Source organism: Moorena sp. SIO1G6 (assembly GCF_010672795.1).
Taxonomy (GTDB): domain Bacteria; phylum Cyanobacteriota; class Cyanobacteriia; order Cyanobacteriales; family Coleofasciculaceae; genus Moorena; species Moorena producens.
The window spans coordinates 49,528-65,775 of the sequence record NZ_JAAHFZ010000002.1; the positions used below are offsets into that span (position 1 = coordinate 49,528).

A 16,248-nucleotide genomic window follows, 5' to 3' on the forward strand; every position below is an offset into this window, starting at 1 on the left:
AACTAACCTTGGCAGTTCCAGGTAGAGTTCAGTAATCACCATGAGTCAAACTCGGTTAAGCGATCGCACTAACAACCAAGCTATGGATATCTTAAAACGGTTCCAAGCCGGAGAGTATATCTCTGATGCTAATCTTGAGGGGATTGATTGGAGTCAGAGAGACTTGTACCAGGTTAACCTGAGTGGTGCTAACCTACAGAAAGCTAATTTGAGCCAAGCTACCCTGACTGGGGCTAATCTTAGTCAGGCAATTTTGCGGGAAGCGAATCTAAGGGGAGCTGATCTCAGGGGAGCTGACCTGACTGGCGCTGACCTGACTGGCGCTGATTTGGAAGGGGCTTTTTTAAACCGGGCGGATTTAAGGAAGGCTAATTTGACCATGGCTAACTTAAATGAAAGCAACCTACAAGTAGCCCTGTATGACCGGGAAACCAATTGGCCAGAAGGATTTCGCTACAAAAGTTCTGGGGCTGTTGGGCCTGGTGCTAATCTCAATGGTGCTTTTCTCAATACCGCTAATCTGAGGGGAGTTGACTTGCAAGGGATTAGAGTAATAGGAGGCTATCTCAGCGGAGCGGATTTAACCGGTGCTAATTTGCAGGATGCTGCTTTGAGTGGCTCCAACTTACGGAAGGCTTTGCTGACCGGGGCTTGCTTGCGCAATGCCCGTATGAGTGGCGTGGAGCTGGAGGGAGCCGATTTGCGAGGAGCCGACCTGACTGGAGCAGATTTAAACCATGTACAAAATATTGCTGGCGCTGACTTTACCATGGCTCAAGGCATCAGTGAAGCCACCCGTTCCATGCTCTTGAATCAACCATATAAAGAACTCGATACCTGGAATCCCTATACTCGCAGCAATACTCGGGAAAGCTTAGGGGCCAGTCATCCTAGTTGAAGGTTGAAACGTTGAAGGTTGAAGGTTGAAGGTTGAAGGTTAAAGCGTTGAAGGTTGAACGGTTGAAGGTTGAACGGTTGAAGGTTGAAGGTTGAAGGTTGAAGGTTGAAGGTTAAAGCGTTGAAGGTTGAAGGTTAAAGGTTAAACCGTTGAAACCTGTAACCTGTAACCTGTAACCTGTAACTTGTAACTTGGAACCTGTAACCTGAAACCTGTAACCTGAAACCTGTAACCTGTAACTTGTAACCTGTAACCTGTAACCTGTAACCTTATATAATAATCACGATTTAAAAACGTCACCAAAATGTCTGAGAGTCAAGAAGCCAAGCCATCAGCGGCAGAAATTGAGGAAGTTATTACTGAACTAGAGAAATATCGGGAAAGACTCGTTAATGATGTGATGAAAATAGCCCAGAAGTTGAAATTGCCTAAAAAAGCGGTCATGGCGCAGATCAAAAACCACCCGGAAATTGTAAAGATTGACACTGCTCTGGAAAATCTCCGCCCCCAGGAATCCTCTTTGCCATCATCCTGAAGCAACTGACTCAAGCAACTGAATTACCCATGGTTACGGAAACTCAACCACCAGCTCCCTCTGAAACTGACCGTTTGCTGGCTGATGTCAATAGCCAACTTGCTGAGGGAAACGTTGATATTACTAATGCGCAACAGTTAAAACAGATGGTTGAATCCCTGGCTGATAGCCGGGGCATGGTCAGACTGGGATTCGTGGAAGCCTTCGGCAAAATAGGTAAGGTAGCTTCTCCGTTTTTGCTCGAAGCACTAGCTAATCACCCAAACCCGGTGGTGCGGAGGTCTTGTGGCAAGGCTTTAGCAAAAATCAGGGATCCCCAGGGAGTTCCTACCCTGATTGATGCCTTGTTAAATGATGAGGATACAGTGGTCAAGAGTTCAGCGGCTGGAGCCTTAGCCAGAATGGGAGAAGCGGCTGTGCCAAAGTTGATTGAGGTGTTGGAATCAGCGGATTATCCCCAAACTGCCAAAGGTCATGCCTCGTGGGCACTGGCTTTCATTGGGTCAGAAGCAGCTGAGCACCTTTATCAGGCAATCCACTCAGAATCGGAAGATGTGCGGATGGCAGTAGTCGGAGCGATCGCTAATTTGGTGGATCAACCGGGTAATGACCAGGCTACAGAAATTCTCCTATTAGCACTGAAAGATGAATCTGTCAATGTTCGTGCAGAAGCAGCTACATCGGTGAGCCAACTTGACCCCCAGCTAGGGGTTTCCAATTTAATCCCGTTACTGGAAGACCCTAGCCAAGAGGTCAGGCGCAGGGCAATCTTATCCTTAGGGAAGCTTCAGGATGAAGCGGCTTTACCCGCATTAACAGCCAAGTTATCCGATGACCGAGAGGAAATTCGCCAACTGGTCAAGGTAGCGATCGCACAAATTCAGAAGGGTTGAAGGGTTGAAGGGTTGAAGGGTTGAAGGGTTGAAGGTTGAAGGTTGAAGGTTGAAGGTTGAAGGGTTGAAGGTTGAAGGTTGAAGGTTGAAGGTTGAAGGTTGGAGGTTGAAGGTTGAAGGTTGGAGGTTGGAGGTTGTTCCCGTAGCGTGGCCAATAGGCCAAGGTTGTTCGCCCTGGGTGTTCGGTATAGGGTAGCTTAAAAAAAATCAGAAATCTAGCGGTTATCATATTTATGAGGTACAGAGAATTTTTTTATGTTCCCTGTTCCCTGTTCCCTGTTCCCTGTTCCCTGTTCCCTGTTCCCTGTTCCCTATTCCCTGTTCCCTGCTCCCTGTTCCCTGTTCCCTATAATCACCAAATTGTGTACCTCACCAAAGTAATAAATACACTATAAAACAATCAAAGTTTCTATACTTCATAAGTCATACTTCATAAATAAAACTTTATAATACATACTTTCTAAGATAGTGGTCAGTTTCAATCACAGAGAATCCCAGAAGTTTACAAATCTTGATAATTTAGGGTGATCAGGGCATTGTATAAATAAATGTGTGAAGGTGTAAAACACTGACACAATCTCGCTCACAGGAGCTGTGAGCTCCCAAGACTCCTCAATCAGGAGTCGTAGAGAGGTTATTTTGTTGTTTAAAAGCTTGTAAAGTTTTTTAAACACCCTGAGAAAACCCTGATTAAAAAATTTGTTGCTATCTAGGAGAATCTGTTAATGGCATTCGGACCAGCATCACAGCTAGGTGTCGGCCTATTTGAAGACACAGATCCAATTGAAGTATGGCCAGGTATCTCAAGCGAGGACGCTGAGGCCGTGATTCGGGCGGTCTATCGGCAAGTATTGGGCAATGCTTATGTCATGGAAAGTGAGCGACTCGCTGTCCCAGAGTCTCAGTTCAAACTAGGTGAACTCAGCGTTCGGGAATTTGTGCGGGCAGTAGCTAAATCCGATGCTTACAGCTCCCGCTTTTTCGACAAATCCCCCCGCTACCGGGTAATTGAGCTGAATTTCAAACATTTACTTGGTCGGGCTCCCGATGGCTTCGATGAGATGAAGGCTCACAGTATTATCTGGGATGAAGGAGGCTTCGAGGCAGAGATTGATTCCTACCTCGACAGTGACGAGTACCAGGAAGTCTATGGGGAAGACACGGTTCCCTTCTACCGGGGCTACAAAACCCAAACAGGCAAGAAGATGGTTGGGTTTACCCACATGTTCCAACTGTTGCGGGGAGCTTCTAGTAGCGACTTCAAAGGGAGCTTGGCTGGCAATACTCCCTGTCTAAATAAGAATGTAATTCAAGAAATTCCTACAGCAGTGATTCCCCCGTCTGGTGGGATATCTGGCTGGTCTTTCCAAGAAACCCCATTGGGTGCCAGAACTCGCCATGGTGCTGGAGCTGGTGCTGAAGGTAAGGTTTACCGGATTGAGGTAACTGGCTATAAGTCCCCTGGTGCAGTGAATCGGGTATCCAAATTCCGGCGCAGTAACCAGGTATACCTGGTTCCGTTTGATCAGCTGTCCAAAGAGTACCAGCGGATTCATAAGCAGGGTGGCGTGATTGCCAGCATCACCGTTGTGTAATTAGGATTCAATCGGGATTTAAACATTTATCGCCTGGAAAAGTTCGTGTATTTTTGCTTGCTTTGGCAGCAAACTAGTTGGCTTGCTGCCAAAGAAGGTAGAGGTGCAGTGCAATGAAGCGTTGCTTGCTTTGTTTTGGCAAGGAAAATCCCCTGTATTTTGAATAAGTTTTTTGCAAGGAGAAATTTAAATGGTCAGTACAGCGCCTACTGCCAAGTTTGGTCTAGATTCAGATCTCATCTTTGAACTATGGCCCACTAGCGGCATTGATGAAGTGCAAGCTGTAATTCGGGCAGTTTATCGTCAAGTTTTGGGCAACCCCCACATTATGGAGAGCGAGCGGCTGGTGAATGCTGAATCGCAATTATGCGATCGCAACATCAGTGTCAGGGAATTTGTCCGGGCTGTTGCTAAGTCAGATTTCTATCGCGCTCGGTATTTTGAATCCTGTGCGCCCTACCGATTTATTGAGCTGAACTTTAAGCATTTATTGGGTCGTGCTCCCCTAGATCAGACAGAAATTTCGGAACACATCCGCATCTGTATTGAGCAGGGTTACGATGCTGAGATTGATTCTTACATCAATAGTGACGAGTACCAAGTTAAGTTTGGGGAGAATATCGTACCCTACTATTGTGCTAGTAGCCAAATCGGTCAAAAGCAGGTGGGCTATAACCGTACTCTATCCTTGGTAAGGGGTAATTCAGAAGTTGATAGCTCCATCAAAAGCTCTTGCTTGGTAGAAGCAGTTGCCACCAATAGCACCAGCAAAATTGTGCCATTGGCAGGTGGTCGTGCTGCCGCTTATGCTGATGCTACCGAAAAGACGTTCAAAATTGTAGTGCGGGGTGCGATGTACAGCGGTCGTCGCCGTCGTAGTACCACTGAGTACATTGTTCCTGGCAGCAAGATGACACCCCAAATTCAGCGGATTAATCGCACTAGTGGGACAATCGTCAGCATTACAGAAATCTCCTAATGTCTGGGGTTTGGTCTTTTCGGAAATTTTAAAGGACATATAGAAATGGGAAATTTAACTCGGTCAGCTACTCTAGGCTTGGATGCCTTTGAAGGTGATCCATTAGAATTACGGCCTTTTGCCACTGAAGATGATTTACAAACGGTAATTCGAGCCGTTTACAAGCAGGTTTTGGGCAATGCCCATCTGATGGATAGCGAGCGACTCGCTAATGGGGAATCAATGTTGCGCAATGGGGATATTACTGTCCGTGGCTTTGTGCGCATGGTCGCTCAATCATCCCTGTATCAATCCCGATTTTTCCAGGGGTCTTCTCCCTATCGGTTCATTGAACTTAATTGCAAACATTTGCTAGGTCGTGCTCCCCTAGATCAAGCTGAAATCTCTGAGCACGTCAGCCTTTACAATCAACAGGGTTATGAGGCTGAAATCGATTCCTATATCGATAGTGACGAATATCTCCAGAATTTTGGCGAGAACGTCGTTCCCTACCCCCGCAGCATCCGTAGCCAATTGGGAATTAAGAATGTCGGCTTTAATCGGATGTTCTCCTTACTGCGAGGTGCTCCTACCAGTGATACCGGAAAACCAGCTCAGCTAATCACGTCTGTAGCTAGTAATCTATCTCCAAAAGTAAAGGCTCCAGCGGTTGGCAATGGTGCAGGTTATGGCAACACTGGCAAGCGCTACCAGATTGCTGTTTCCACATGCGCTGGTGCAGCCCGGTTGAATAAATATAGCCAGCTGAACTATCAGGTTAGCTACGACCAACTCTCTGAACAAGTGCAGAGTATTCATAAAAGCGGTGGCAAGATTCTCAGTATTACTGAGTTAAATTGATCCAATTGATCCAGTAGCCCGGTTATCAGTTACTAAGTGAATAGTTAATCAGAATCAATAACAACTGGTAACGGTTAACTGGAAACTAGTAACTGATAACTGAATAGCTGTTTAAATCAGCTAAATCTGCTCAAAGAATCTAGGAGGAATTGAAATGTCACTTTGGGTAATGGATGCTGACCCGGTAGAGTTGCGTCCTGGTGCAACAGAAGATGATCTGCAGACAGTGATTCGGGCAGTTTACAAACAGGTTTTAGGTAACCCGCACTTGCTGGAATGCGATCGCTTAACTAGTGCTGAAGCGATGCTGCGGAATGGGGACATCAGTGTACGGGGCTTTGTGCGCATGGTCGCTAAATCAGAGTTGTATAAGTCCCTGTTTTTTGATTCTGCTTCCCAGTATCGTTTCATTGAGCTCAACTACAAGCATTTTCTAGGTCGTGCTCCCCAAGATCAAACAGAAATTGCCGAACACGTTCTAATTTATAACACTGCTGGCTACGATGCTGAAATCGATTCTTATATCGATAGCGCCGAGTATAACTTGAGTTTTGGGGAGTTGATTGTTCCCTATCCTCGTAGTAATACTACCGAAGTTGGGATTAAGAACGTAGCCTTTAATCGGACATTTTGTTTGATGCGGGGAGATGCTACCAGTGATAGCAGTAACCAAGCCAAGCTGATTAGTGATTTAGCGGCTAATCTGTCTACCAAGATTACTGCTCCTGTTGGGGGTTCAGGTACTTACGCTAATACGGGCAAACGCTTTAAGATTACTGTAGCTAAAGCTGGTGTTGGTTCTCGCTTTAAGCGGAGTAATGCTACCTATGAGGTGGGTTACGAGCAGCTGTCGGCGAGGATTCAAAATATTCACAAAATGGGCAGCAAAATTGTCAGTATTACTGAAATAGGTTAGGTTGACTTTCTGGATTCAGTAGTTGATATGAGCTAAGTCTATAGATGTTATTTTATTTGAAATAAGTTGTGAGCAATCAAAAACTAATTGATCAAAAAAAATAACACTATTGAAGAGTTAACTATAAGAGTTTAGTTTTGGTGAAATATTGGGAGTTTAATTGAGGCTTTTGAAATTCAAAAGTTAGTAAATTAAACGTAGTTTACCGATGTCATTAATGATGACAGATGGAACTAGCAATCTGAGGGATGATAGCGATCGCACAGTTGTACTAGAGGTAACAGGTTTTTGTTGCCAAGATCTAATCGAAGTAACAAGGTTTCTGATAGCTGATCTCAATACACTACTTGCTAATGTTCTAGGTCTCAATAAACCCCAACGAATACATCCGACAGAAACTCAAACAGCCCCTAAGATTCTCACAGAAGCTCAAAAACTCATGCAAAACACAACTCAAACCAGGCAAGGTCAGTATCAAGCCTGGGAAGAAATTGATCCAATTGAGCTGTGGCCAGGTCGTTCGGAAGCAGAAATCGAGACGGTGATTCGAGCAGTCTACCGTCAGGTTTTGGGAAATGCCCATGTCATGGAAAGTGAACGGCTAACTGTCCCGGAATCCCAGCTCAAGCAAGGCGAAATCACTGTCCGTGAGTTTGTGCGTCAGGTTGCCAAGTCACAGTTGTATCGGTCAAGGTTTTTCGATATTTGTCCCCGCTACCGGTCAATCGAGCTGAATTTTAAGCATTTGCTCGGTCGTGCTCCTGATGACTACTCTGAGACTTTCTATCACAGCCAAGTACTTGATCAAGAAGGTTTCGAGGCGGATATTGATTCCTATATCGATAGTGACGAGTACCAAGAGGTCTTTGGGGAGAATGTTGTACCCTTTTACCGGGGCTATAAAACCCAAACAGGCAAAAAGCTCCTTGGGTTTACTAACATGTTGGTGCTGATGCCGAGCGTTTCTAGCTCTGATAAAGACAATGTGTCAGGGAATCCACCAAGGCTGAATAAATCAATTATTTACAATAATCCCCTTGGACAAGCCCCAGTTACTGATATCCAAGCTTTATTGGATGAAGTACTCAAGCCCAAAATCCAACCGCAGGAAGCTCCCACAGAAGCTGAGAAACAACGCTCAGAAGCGTATCAAGCCATCGAACGGAAATGCCAAGAGCAAGAAGAACTGCTGGAAACCTTGCAGCAACAGCTGGCAGAGTTACGACCATTGGCTAGCTTTGGAGAATCACAGTATAGCAAATGGCAGTCTTACAGTTCTTCGACCAATGGTGGTAGTGGTTTCACCAGCATTGCGGACCAAATCCCCATGGCAGCAGCAACTGTAGAGCCAGACAGTTATGAAGCTCTGCAACAAAAGTCTGAAAAACAAACGAACGAAATTGCCACCTTACAAGAAAAGATTGCTGATCAGCGCCGTTTAGCTATGATTGCAGAAACCCAGTTGAATAAATGGCGTCCTCGTAGTTATTAGAGGAAAAACTTAGTACTTATTAGAGCTGCTATTAGCTCTATGGCCAGTTGCCATAGAAATGTGTAGGTTGTTGAAGGTTGACTGTTGAGAGTTTACTGACAGCGGTCAACCTTCAACAACTACCTGGAAAATATAAGCTTTTAACTAAAGCTTTCAACGTCAGCATTCAGCTATCAGCATTCAGCTATCAGCCTATGCGCTACGCGCACGCTTTGCGAAGAGCTTTTGCATAAAAGAGGTCAGCATTCGAATAATGCTGAGTGAAGTCCCAGCGTCGTTCGCACAGCGTGGCCATTCGCGTAGCGTGGCCAACGGCCAAGGCCAAAGCCTGTGCCACAAAGCTGATAGGCTTTTCCCCAGACTTTCAATTTTATTCTAAGCTGACCGCTGACCGCTGACCGCACCTCAAGTAGCGTGCGCGTAGCGCATATGCTTACCTTTCAACTAAAGCTTTTAACGAGGTACTTTTAACAGTAAAATATATAGACTTTAAATAGCCGATCCGGAGGAAAAGCCAATGGCCAAGAAAAGCCGTAAAACTGCTAGCCAGTATTCAGAAGGTAAGTCCAAGGTGGGAATATCCCTGACCCCTACAGGCATTGGCTTGTTAACTCAGATGGCTCAGAATACTGGATTGTCCCGCTCGGAACTAATTGAGCGTATCGCCAGAGGTAATATTGCGATCGCATGCCAGCAGGCAAGGATGACCATCACCGTTGAAAATCCACCGGAGGCAAAGGAAACATCCCCCAACAATGGAGCCACAAAATCTCCAACCAAGATTCAAGTAATAGAGGGTCAACAACCGCTACAACCTGATGTGTCTGAGTCTGGTACTTCTGGTGTATCCCAAGAAGATTACCAGTCTTTACAACAGCAGGCTCAAGAGCAAGCTAATGTGATTGAAGACTTACAGAAGCAGCTAGCTGACCAAAAATCTGAAACTGCTGAACAGACCGAAAGTTATCAGTCTCTGCAACAGCAGGCTAAAGAGCAAGCTAATCTGGTTAAGAAATTACAGAAGCAGCTAGCTGACCAAAAATCTGAAACTGCTGAACAGACCGAAAGTTATCAGTCTTTGCAAAAGCAGGCTAAAGAGCAATCTAATCTGGTTAAGAAATTACAGAAGGAGTTAGCCGAGCAAAAATCTGAAACTGCTGAACAAACCGAAAGCTATCAGTCTTTACAAAAGCAGGCTAAAGAGCAATCTAATCTGGTTAAGAAATTACAGAAGCAGCTAGCCGAGCAAAAATCCGAAACTGCTGAACAGACAGAAAGTTATCAGTCTTTACAACAGCAGGCTAAAGAGCAATCTAATCTGGTTAAGAAATTACAGAAGCAGCTCGCAGACCAAAAATCTGAAACTGCTGAACAGACCGAAAGCTATCAGTCTTTACAACAGCAGGCTAAAGAGCAAGCTAATCTGGTTAACAAGTTACAGAAGCAGCTCGCAGAGCAAGAATCTGAAACTGCTGAACAAACCGAAAGCTATCAGTCTTTACAACAGCAGGCTAAAGAGCAAGCTAATTTGATTGAAGACTTACAGCAACAGCTGTCTGAACAAAAATCTCTAGCAACACAACAGGTAGAGAGTAACCAGGCTCTGCAACAGCAGGCTCAACAGCAAGCTAATCTGGTTAACAAGTTACAGAAGCAGCTAGCTGAGCAAGAATCTCAGGCGGCCCAACAAGTAGAAAGTAAAAGTAATCAGTTTCTACAGCAGCAAACTCAAGACCAAGAGAAGCGTATTGCTGAGTTAGAGCATCAGTTGTCTGAGCAACAATCTCCCGCTAATCAACCTACCGAGAGTTATGAGTCTTTGACACAGCATAATCAAGAGCAAGAGGATCGTATCGCCACTTTACAAAAACAAATTGTTGAGTTAAAGCGTTGGGCAACCCTTGGCAAAGCAGAGTTGAATAAGAGGCGTAGCCGGAGATTGTTTTAGTTAGTGCCCGAAAGCATCAATAATAATGTCAAGTCCCCTGGCTTTCTTAGTTGATAGTTTTGGGGATAGTTTTGGCATTCAAGGACAACAAATAATTGGATTATTCTGGTCTTATTATGGAGATCGTTTTCTGCTTGAACCAAAGTTGATCACCTGTTCCAAGCGTGATATCGAACTAGCCGCTGATTCTCGGATATAGGGGTCGGCTTCCTGATTTTCAGCGGTAGCAGATAGCACTTCCATAGCTCTCTCATCTCCCAAAGAACCTAGGGCATGTAGCACAGCAACTTGAAGGGCAATATCATCGATGTCCAAAGCAGCCACTAGGGCTTCAAAAGCTGGTGGACCAATGGTTCCCAGTGCGCCAACTGTCGATATTTTGACAACGGGATCTGGGTCTTTAAGGGCGGTTTGTAGACTCTGCAACCCCACAGTTGGGAAGGTTTCTTCTGAGTAGTTAAGAGCGATCGCAGCCAGCGCTTTAGCACAGCTAGCTCGTACAGTGTTATTTTCACTGGTTGTTAAAGTTTCTGCCAATACCGGTACAGCATCAAGACCAATCACACCTAGAGTTTGCACTGCTGCTCGCCGATAAACCACATCCTCATCACCCAAAATTGCCATCAACTCAGGAATAGTATTCTCGGTGCGCTCTGCTGCAATCTGCCGCATGGCTCTTTCTCTGAGTCTAGGATTTTTATGTTTTAATTGTTGATATAACTCTTCTGTAGACATTAGTAGATAGTAGTAAATATCAGTATACAAATAGGTAAGCATTCAGCCATCAGCTTATGTGCTACGCACACGCTACGCGAACAGTTATCAGCTATCAGTTATCAGCTATCAGCTTATGCCCATAGCCCACGCTAATTGAGGTGCTTTTGAATAAAATAGGTAAGCATTCGTTTAATCTCTGTTATCTCTGCTGTCAGGGATTCATAAAGCTGACTGCTGACTGCTGACTGCTGACTGCTGACTGCTGACTGCTTACAAAAATATGAGTAGTCATCAGTCTATAACCTGAGTTAGAGAAAACTAACTTGATTCAGGAGTTTCGATAACAACAACTAAGGGGTTCTTAGGAAAGTGCTGAACCTGATTCAGGCACAGCACTTTCCTAAGATCCCCCTTTAGTCCAAAGTACTAGAGGCAGCTAATCACTACAAACAGTGGATAGCAATAATCCTATGACATGGAGTTGATTACATAGTCAAGATAACCCCGGTATTCAACCAAGGCTTGGGCAGACATATCACGAGGAGCGCAACCACGATCCCGGAGGAAGGTCAAACCAGTAACATAGGTAGCTGCATCGATACCTAAGGCTTTGTACACTTCACGAGCGCCAGCAATACCCCACTCATCCAGAGGACCAGTACCACCAACAACTAGGCAATAGTTGATCAAACGCAGGTAGTGAACGATGTCACGCTTGCACTTTTCTTTCTGAGTACCTGCATCGATGTCCCGACCACTACCGTTAGGGAACTTTTTGTAGATAGCATCAACAGCTTCTTGAGCTACTTTGTCGTAGTTACCTGCTAACTTATCAGCAGCTTCCATACGAGCCGCAGAACGTTGCAAGCTACCTTGAACTGATTCTAGGTCAGAAGCGCTAGGAAACCGACCTGCTAGGTCAGCGGAAGCAACAACAGTGGTTAACACTGATTTCATAATTAAGATATCTCCTGTCTTAAATTGATTTCGGCAAAAGGTCAGTGTAATTTAAATTCTCCTGAGCCGGGAGACTAGCTAATAGCACTGCCAACTGCATCGAAGTAGCTACCAACTTCTGCAGCCAAAGAAGCACAATCACCGCTAGTAACAGACTCTTTGCGTTGAGATGCAGTGTTGTTAACAAAAGCCACAGCAGCAGCCTTCATGATGCCCACAGCCCGGGTTGTATTACCAGTGGGGACGCCCAAAGCAGCGTAGGTTTCCTTAAGACCATTCAAGCAACGGTCAGTCAGTACAGAACTATCTCCGCTGAGAACGGCGTAGCACACATAACGCAAAACGATTTCGCCATCCCGTAGACAAGCAGCCATCTTGCGGTTGGTGTAAACACCGCCACCGGGAGCAACTAAACCAGGGTTTTCGCAAACGATACCAGCAACCGCATCAGTAACGATACAGCTAGCATTGCTGGAGATAAAATTCACAGCATCAAGGCGCTTGTTGCCATCAGCAATAAATCCCTTTAGAGCATCTAAATCACCACCGCCAACAAATCCACCTTTGGCATCGGCAGCAACTACGGCTTTTGAAAAAGCGTCTAGCATTAAAATCTCCTTATCAATAACAAGGACTTAATTAAAATTATTGGTCTTGTCGTTCATGAATTGACTAACCAATTTAGACGATAAAAGCTGTTTGACACTCTAGTCCCATTTATGAGAAACAAAGCAACAAAACATTACAAAAATTTCCGTCTAGCGGTCTAATTGTATACTTTTGTATCAATAATCTTTTAAGTGTTTGGTTAAGTGCTAAACAGTATCGTCAAGATCAGGGTCAATACCTGCTGCTCGTAGCTGCTCAGCCAACCGAGCCGCTCTTGCTAAAGCAGCTTGAGTTCGTTGGCGCTCCTGCTCCACTATAGACTCTGCTTCTTCAGCACGTTGTCGCTCTTGTTCAGCTCTTTCCCTTTCTAGTAAAGCTCGTTCATCACCAATCAACAACAGATTTCCTTGTTCATCCCACCACCTTAGCCATAGTTGAGTTTGATTCTGATAACTTCCTTGCCATAAGCCTAGTTCTACACCCAACGGTGAAATAGAATAATGCCCTCGTTCATTAGGGGTTAATTTCTGATAAAACCCACTGATCAAGGTATAGACTTCAAGAGAGCCGTTGTTTATTTGATAAATACCATAGTAGGGAATTCGGATAATTTGCTCATACACCCAAAACTTCCCTGGCTTAGTTACTTCTCCTTGAGTCGAGAGGGATAATGGGGTTTTGTCCCGTTCTTCCTCGCCATTGCCACTGGCGAATTCTAATGCAATTAATGGTGCTATATGTTCCCGCCACACCACATAGGAGCGACGAATTTTACCATCTAGCTGAGGAGGGACATTGGGCACATAGAACCAATCAGGCGCTTCGGCTCCTTTTTCAGGTGGGTCAGTTTCTCGCCAGTAGATACCACAGTCTTGCCCAATGGCATATTGTCCATCAGGATGTCGCTGTTGTAAGATCTCTCCCATCGAATCCGTTAGAATTATGCTTTGGGGATGCTCTTGAAAGTTTTTCACAAATGTTCCATCTGACTCCGGTAGCTGGGTGTGGTCAGGGAAGGGAGGAGGTAATTTGACTCGAGGTACTATCTCAGTCATGATCTGGCCTAGACTATTGCGGTGATGATTCTATATATTATTCTGGCTGCTCTAGTTTGATAGCCGATCGCAATTACCAATTATTAGAGCATGGTAATAGTGCTTAGTACACTAAAGATGCTCTTCCAAGGTTACTAATGACGTCAGCTGTCAGCCGTCAGCTGTCAGCCGTCAGCTATCATGCTTAAAATAAACCTCGTTCGCGTAGGGTGCGCACCTCAAGTAGCGTGCCCCTATGCGCAATGCGCAAACGGTAGAATTTAATAGTTCGAGATTTTCTCGAATTGAAAGTCTGGGGATTTGCCCATCTAAGCATATGCGCTACGCGCACGCTACTTGATGTGACGTTAGCGGTAAGCTATCATGCCAACTTAACTCAGCATTATTCGAATGCTTACCTGTTGTCTTGATCCCAAGCGCGAGTGGGGGAAACCCCCTTTGGCCGACTGCATCGCTTATTCAAAAGCTGTTCGGTGTAGCTTGCCCATAAGCTGATAGCTGATAGCTGATAGCTGATAGCTTACCTAATGACTAATCCTAATGGCTAATGACTAGCAATTGCTTTAGTAACTGCTTTCTCCCGAATCAACCAATCTGAATCATTAGCTGCCAGATCTTGACCACTACTGGTATCCCCTAACTGCTCTAATGCCATTAAACTGGCATATTTCAAGTCAAAAATCTTGGTATTGAGGCTGTTTTGGAGTAAGGGAATTGCCCGTTCATCCCCTAAATTCCCCAAAGCAATAGCAGCACCAGCACGGGATTTCTGAAACTGGGGTGCTTTATTGTGTAGGGCTTCCACTATCAAATCGTACGCATCGGCGTATTTCAGCCAGCCTAAAAGTTTGACAACATGGTAGTGAGCACCATAATCGTTATGGGCTTTGTCAGCATAGGTAGCAAGTAGCGCTTCAGCAACAGCGTCTGGGGACAACTTGAGCAGAGTTTTACTGCCTAGATAACATCGCCCAAAATCTGTGTGGTATAGCTCGTTAATCAAGAATTCTAAAGTGGGCATTTGGTCATATTCATGAACCAGCTCTAGGTGATCAGGATGATCACGAATCACTTGATCCAGTGATGGTTCGATATCCTCAAAGGTGATATCACCGGCTGGCAACCCAGCCTCTGCCAAGAGGCGAATTCCTCGTATTCGGAAGACCATGGAAATGGGACAGGTGGCAATTTTAGGAATTGCTTGGTAGTATCGGGCATCAATCAGGTCTTGAATACAGGCTCGTCGGGCATTGACACTAGAGTGTTGCAGGAATGCCATCACCTTGTGCATTTCGGTGGTATCCCCTGTGAACCGACAAACCGTTGCGATCGCAGCACTGGCTATGGGTTCATTATCGGATTTAGTAAAGGTCTTAATCTTGTCAAGGGCTGGTTTATAGTCCAGTGCGGCCAAAGTTTGGATAATCACCCGATAAGTCTGACCTGGTTTTTCTAGTAACTGGGCTATTTCTTCGAGAATTTCGGGATCTTGAGTGCCAATTTCCCCAATTGCCCAGACAGCATTTTCCACCGTGTAACAATCCTCATCCGTTAGACATGACCGAATGATGGGTAGGGCTACAGAGGCTTTCAGACGACCTAAACTTTCCACTGCCTTGCGTCGAGCGATACGATGGTACATTTCTGAGTTTTGGTCTTGCACCGTTTCCATCAGGGCATTGATTGACTGCTCGCTGGGAAAGTTAATTAAATGGGATGCAGCCAGATAGCGATCAGATTGGTCTTCCAGCTGGTCTAAGGGGGTCTTTAAAAGTGTGATCGCTTGATCTTCGGTCAAATTAAATATATTGGCAAAACGTTTATCCATCAGTGATTTAGTCGTGATTTAGGAATTAACAATAGGATTTACTAAGTTTAGTTGGTTGTAAGCATTGAGCTATCAGCCATCAGCCATCAGCTCTCAGCCATCAGCTCTCAGCCATCAGCTCTCAGCCATCAGCTATCAGCCATCAGCTATCAGCCATTAGCTATCCGCTTTGGGCTTTTGGCCATCAGCCATCAGCTATCAGCCATCAGCTATCAGCTTTGGGCTTTTGGCCATCAGCTATCCGCTTTGGGCTTTTGGCCACGCTACTTGAGGTACTTTTGAATAAAATAATAACCTGACGGCTGATAGCTGATAGCTGTTCGCGTAGCTTACAGTTAGTTTTACCCCCCTAACCCCCCAAAACAATTAGGGGACTCTTTGACGGTACTCAACCAATCCAGGCAAAGCAACGTACTAAGAGTCCCCAGGTACTGATCGAAATGTTAGTCAATCAGCGACGGATTTTCACCGTGATCTCCTTAGGACAGGGAGTTGATTACATAGTCGAGGTAAGCTTTGTACTCAACTAAAGCTTGAGCAGACATGTCACGAGGAGCACAACCGCGATCGCGAGTGAACTCAAGAGCTGCTACATAAGGAGCAGTAGGTAGGTTCAAAGAACGGTAAACTTCACGCTGACCAGCAATACCCCACTCATCTAGAGGACCAGTACCACCAACAACTAAGCAGTAGTTGATCAAGCGTAGGTAGTGACCAAGATCGCGGTAGCACTTGTCAATCTTGACTTGAGAATCCCCAGCTTCACCAGACTCTTTCAGGTAAGGATACTTCTTAAAGCAAGCATCACCAGCTTCTTTGGTTACTTTATCAATGCCTTCTGCTAGCTTTTCAGCAGCTTCCATACGAGCAGCAGCCCGTTGTAGGCTACCTTGAACGGACTCAAGGTCAGAGCTGCTAGGAAAACGACCTGCAGCATCGGCAGCAGTAACAACTGTGCTTATAACTGATTTCATTTTTATATATCT

At 45.2% G+C, this 16,248-nt stretch carries 18 protein-coding genes; 11 read left to right on the forward strand and 7 right to left on the reverse strand.

Features of this window, described 5'->3' with window-relative positions; translation table 11 throughout:
* The first annotated feature begins 40 nt into the window (after positions 1–40).
* From F6K63_RS03080 to F6K63_RS03090, 3 genes are all read left to right on the forward strand, one after another.
* A complete protein-coding gene (locus tag F6K63_RS03080; RefSeq protein WP_287296892.1) occupies positions 41–898 on the forward strand; it encodes a pentapeptide repeat-containing protein in 858 nt (285 codons plus the stop codon).
* Between the two features lie 304 nt (positions 899–1,202).
* Positions 1,203–1,433 carry a DUF8630 family protein gene (locus F6K63_RS03085; RefSeq protein ID WP_071106838.1) on the forward strand — a complete coding sequence of 77 codons (231 nt, stop codon included), beginning with the start codon at positions 1,203–1,205 and terminating at the stop codon, positions 1,431–1,433.
* 29 nt (positions 1,434–1,462) lie between these two features.
* A complete protein-coding gene (locus F6K63_RS03090; RefSeq protein ID WP_071106837.1) occupies positions 1,463–2,326 on the forward strand; it encodes a HEAT repeat domain-containing protein in 864 nt (287 codons plus the stop codon).
* Here F6K63_RS03090 and F6K63_RS03095 read toward each other — a convergent pair.
* Positions 2,292–2,555 carry a hypothetical protein gene (locus F6K63_RS03095; protein ID WP_071106836.1) on the reverse strand — a complete coding sequence of 88 codons (264 nt, stop codon included), beginning with the start codon at positions 2,553–2,555 and terminating at the stop codon, positions 2,292–2,294. The two genes, F6K63_RS03090 and F6K63_RS03095, sit on opposite strands and share 35 nt — an antisense overlap.
* A gap of 4 nt (positions 2,556–2,559) precedes the next feature.
* Here F6K63_RS03095 and F6K63_RS03100 point away from each other — a divergent pair, with 4 nt between their 5' ends.
* The 7 genes from F6K63_RS03100 to F6K63_RS03130 all read left to right on the forward strand — a co-directional run bounded on the left by F6K63_RS03100 (position 2,560) and on the right by F6K63_RS03130 (position 10,096).
* Positions 2,560–2,721, forward strand: coding sequence for a hypothetical protein (locus F6K63_RS03100; RefSeq protein WP_287310757.1), 162 nt, complete (start codon positions 2,560–2,562; stop codon positions 2,719–2,721).
* 330 nt (positions 2,722–3,051) lie between these two features.
* Entirely contained in the window at positions 3,052–3,921 is an 870-nt protein-coding gene (locus F6K63_RS03105; protein ID WP_287310759.1) for a phycobilisome linker polypeptide, read from the forward strand.
* 190 nt (positions 3,922–4,111) lie between these two features.
* Entirely contained in the window at positions 4,112–4,900 is a 789-nt protein-coding gene (locus tag F6K63_RS03110; RefSeq protein ID WP_287310761.1) for a phycobilisome rod-core linker polypeptide, read from the forward strand.
* A 45-nt stretch (positions 4,901–4,945) separates the two neighbouring features.
* Entirely contained in the window at positions 4,946–5,740 is a 795-nt protein-coding gene (locus F6K63_RS03115) for a phycobilisome rod-core linker polypeptide (protein ID WP_287310763.1), read from the forward strand.
* Positions 5,741–5,894: 154 nt separating this feature from the next.
* Positions 5,895–6,656: a phycobilisome rod-core linker polypeptide gene (locus F6K63_RS03120; protein WP_287310765.1), complete on the forward strand. Its 762-nt coding sequence runs from the start codon at positions 5,895–5,897 to the stop codon at positions 6,654–6,656.
* Positions 6,657–7,095: 439 nt separating this feature from the next.
* Positions 7,096–8,148, forward strand: a complete 1,053-nt coding sequence (locus tag F6K63_RS03125; RefSeq protein WP_502708275.1) for a phycobilisome rod-core linker polypeptide — start codon at positions 7,096–7,098, stop codon at positions 8,146–8,148.
* A 517-nt stretch (positions 8,149–8,665) separates the two neighbouring features.
* Positions 8,666–10,096: a coiled-coil domain-containing protein gene (locus F6K63_RS03130; protein WP_008183168.1), complete on the forward strand. Its 1,431-nt coding sequence runs from the start codon at positions 8,666–8,668 to the stop codon at positions 10,094–10,096.
* 114 nt (positions 10,097–10,210) lie between these two features.
* Here F6K63_RS03130 and F6K63_RS03135 read toward each other — a convergent pair whose 3' ends face one another.
* The 5 genes from F6K63_RS03135 to cpeY all read right to left on the reverse strand — a co-directional run bounded on the left by F6K63_RS03135 (position 10,211) and on the right by cpeY (position 15,262).
* Complete coding sequence (locus F6K63_RS03135) at positions 10,211–10,831, reverse strand: HEAT repeat domain-containing protein (RefSeq protein WP_044492899.1); 621 nt, start codon at positions 10,829–10,831, stop codon at positions 10,211–10,213.
* A gap of 450 nt (positions 10,832–11,281) precedes the next feature.
* The gene (gene cpeA, locus F6K63_RS03140; RefSeq protein WP_008183162.1) at positions 11,282–11,770 is read right to left on the reverse strand and encodes a C-phycoerythrin subunit alpha; all 489 of its coding nucleotides are present in this window, start codon (positions 11,768–11,770) and stop codon (positions 11,282–11,284) included.
* A gap of 74 nt (positions 11,771–11,844) precedes the next feature.
* Complete coding sequence (gene cpeB / locus F6K63_RS03145) at positions 11,845–12,378, reverse strand: phycoerythrin subunit beta (protein ID WP_287262765.1); 534 nt, start codon at positions 12,376–12,378, stop codon at positions 11,845–11,847.
* Between the two features lie 207 nt (positions 12,379–12,585).
* Positions 12,586–13,434, reverse strand: coding sequence for a Uma2 family endonuclease (locus F6K63_RS03150; protein WP_008183157.1), 849 nt, complete (start codon positions 13,432–13,434; stop codon positions 12,586–12,588).
* A 544-nt stretch (positions 13,435–13,978) separates the two neighbouring features.
* Positions 13,979–15,262 (reverse strand): C-phycoerythrin alpha-cysteine-82 phycoerythrobilin lyase CpeY, encoded by a 1,284-nt coding sequence (gene cpeY / locus F6K63_RS03155; protein WP_287295973.1) that lies wholly within the window; start codon positions 15,260–15,262, stop codon positions 13,979–13,981.
* A gap of 51 nt (positions 15,263–15,313) precedes the next feature.
* Here cpeY and F6K63_RS03160 point away from each other — a divergent pair, with 51 nt between their 5' ends.
* Complete coding sequence (locus tag F6K63_RS03160) at positions 15,314–15,544, forward strand: hypothetical protein (protein ID WP_008183154.1); 231 nt, start codon at positions 15,314–15,316, stop codon at positions 15,542–15,544.
* 197 nt (positions 15,545–15,741) lie between these two features.
* Here F6K63_RS03160 and cpeA (F6K63_RS03165) read toward each other — a convergent pair whose 3' ends face one another.
* A complete protein-coding gene (gene cpeA / locus F6K63_RS03165) occupies positions 15,742–16,236 on the reverse strand; it encodes a C-phycoerythrin subunit alpha (RefSeq protein WP_044492874.1) in 495 nt (164 codons plus the stop codon).
* Positions 16,237–16,248: the final 12 nt, after the last annotated feature.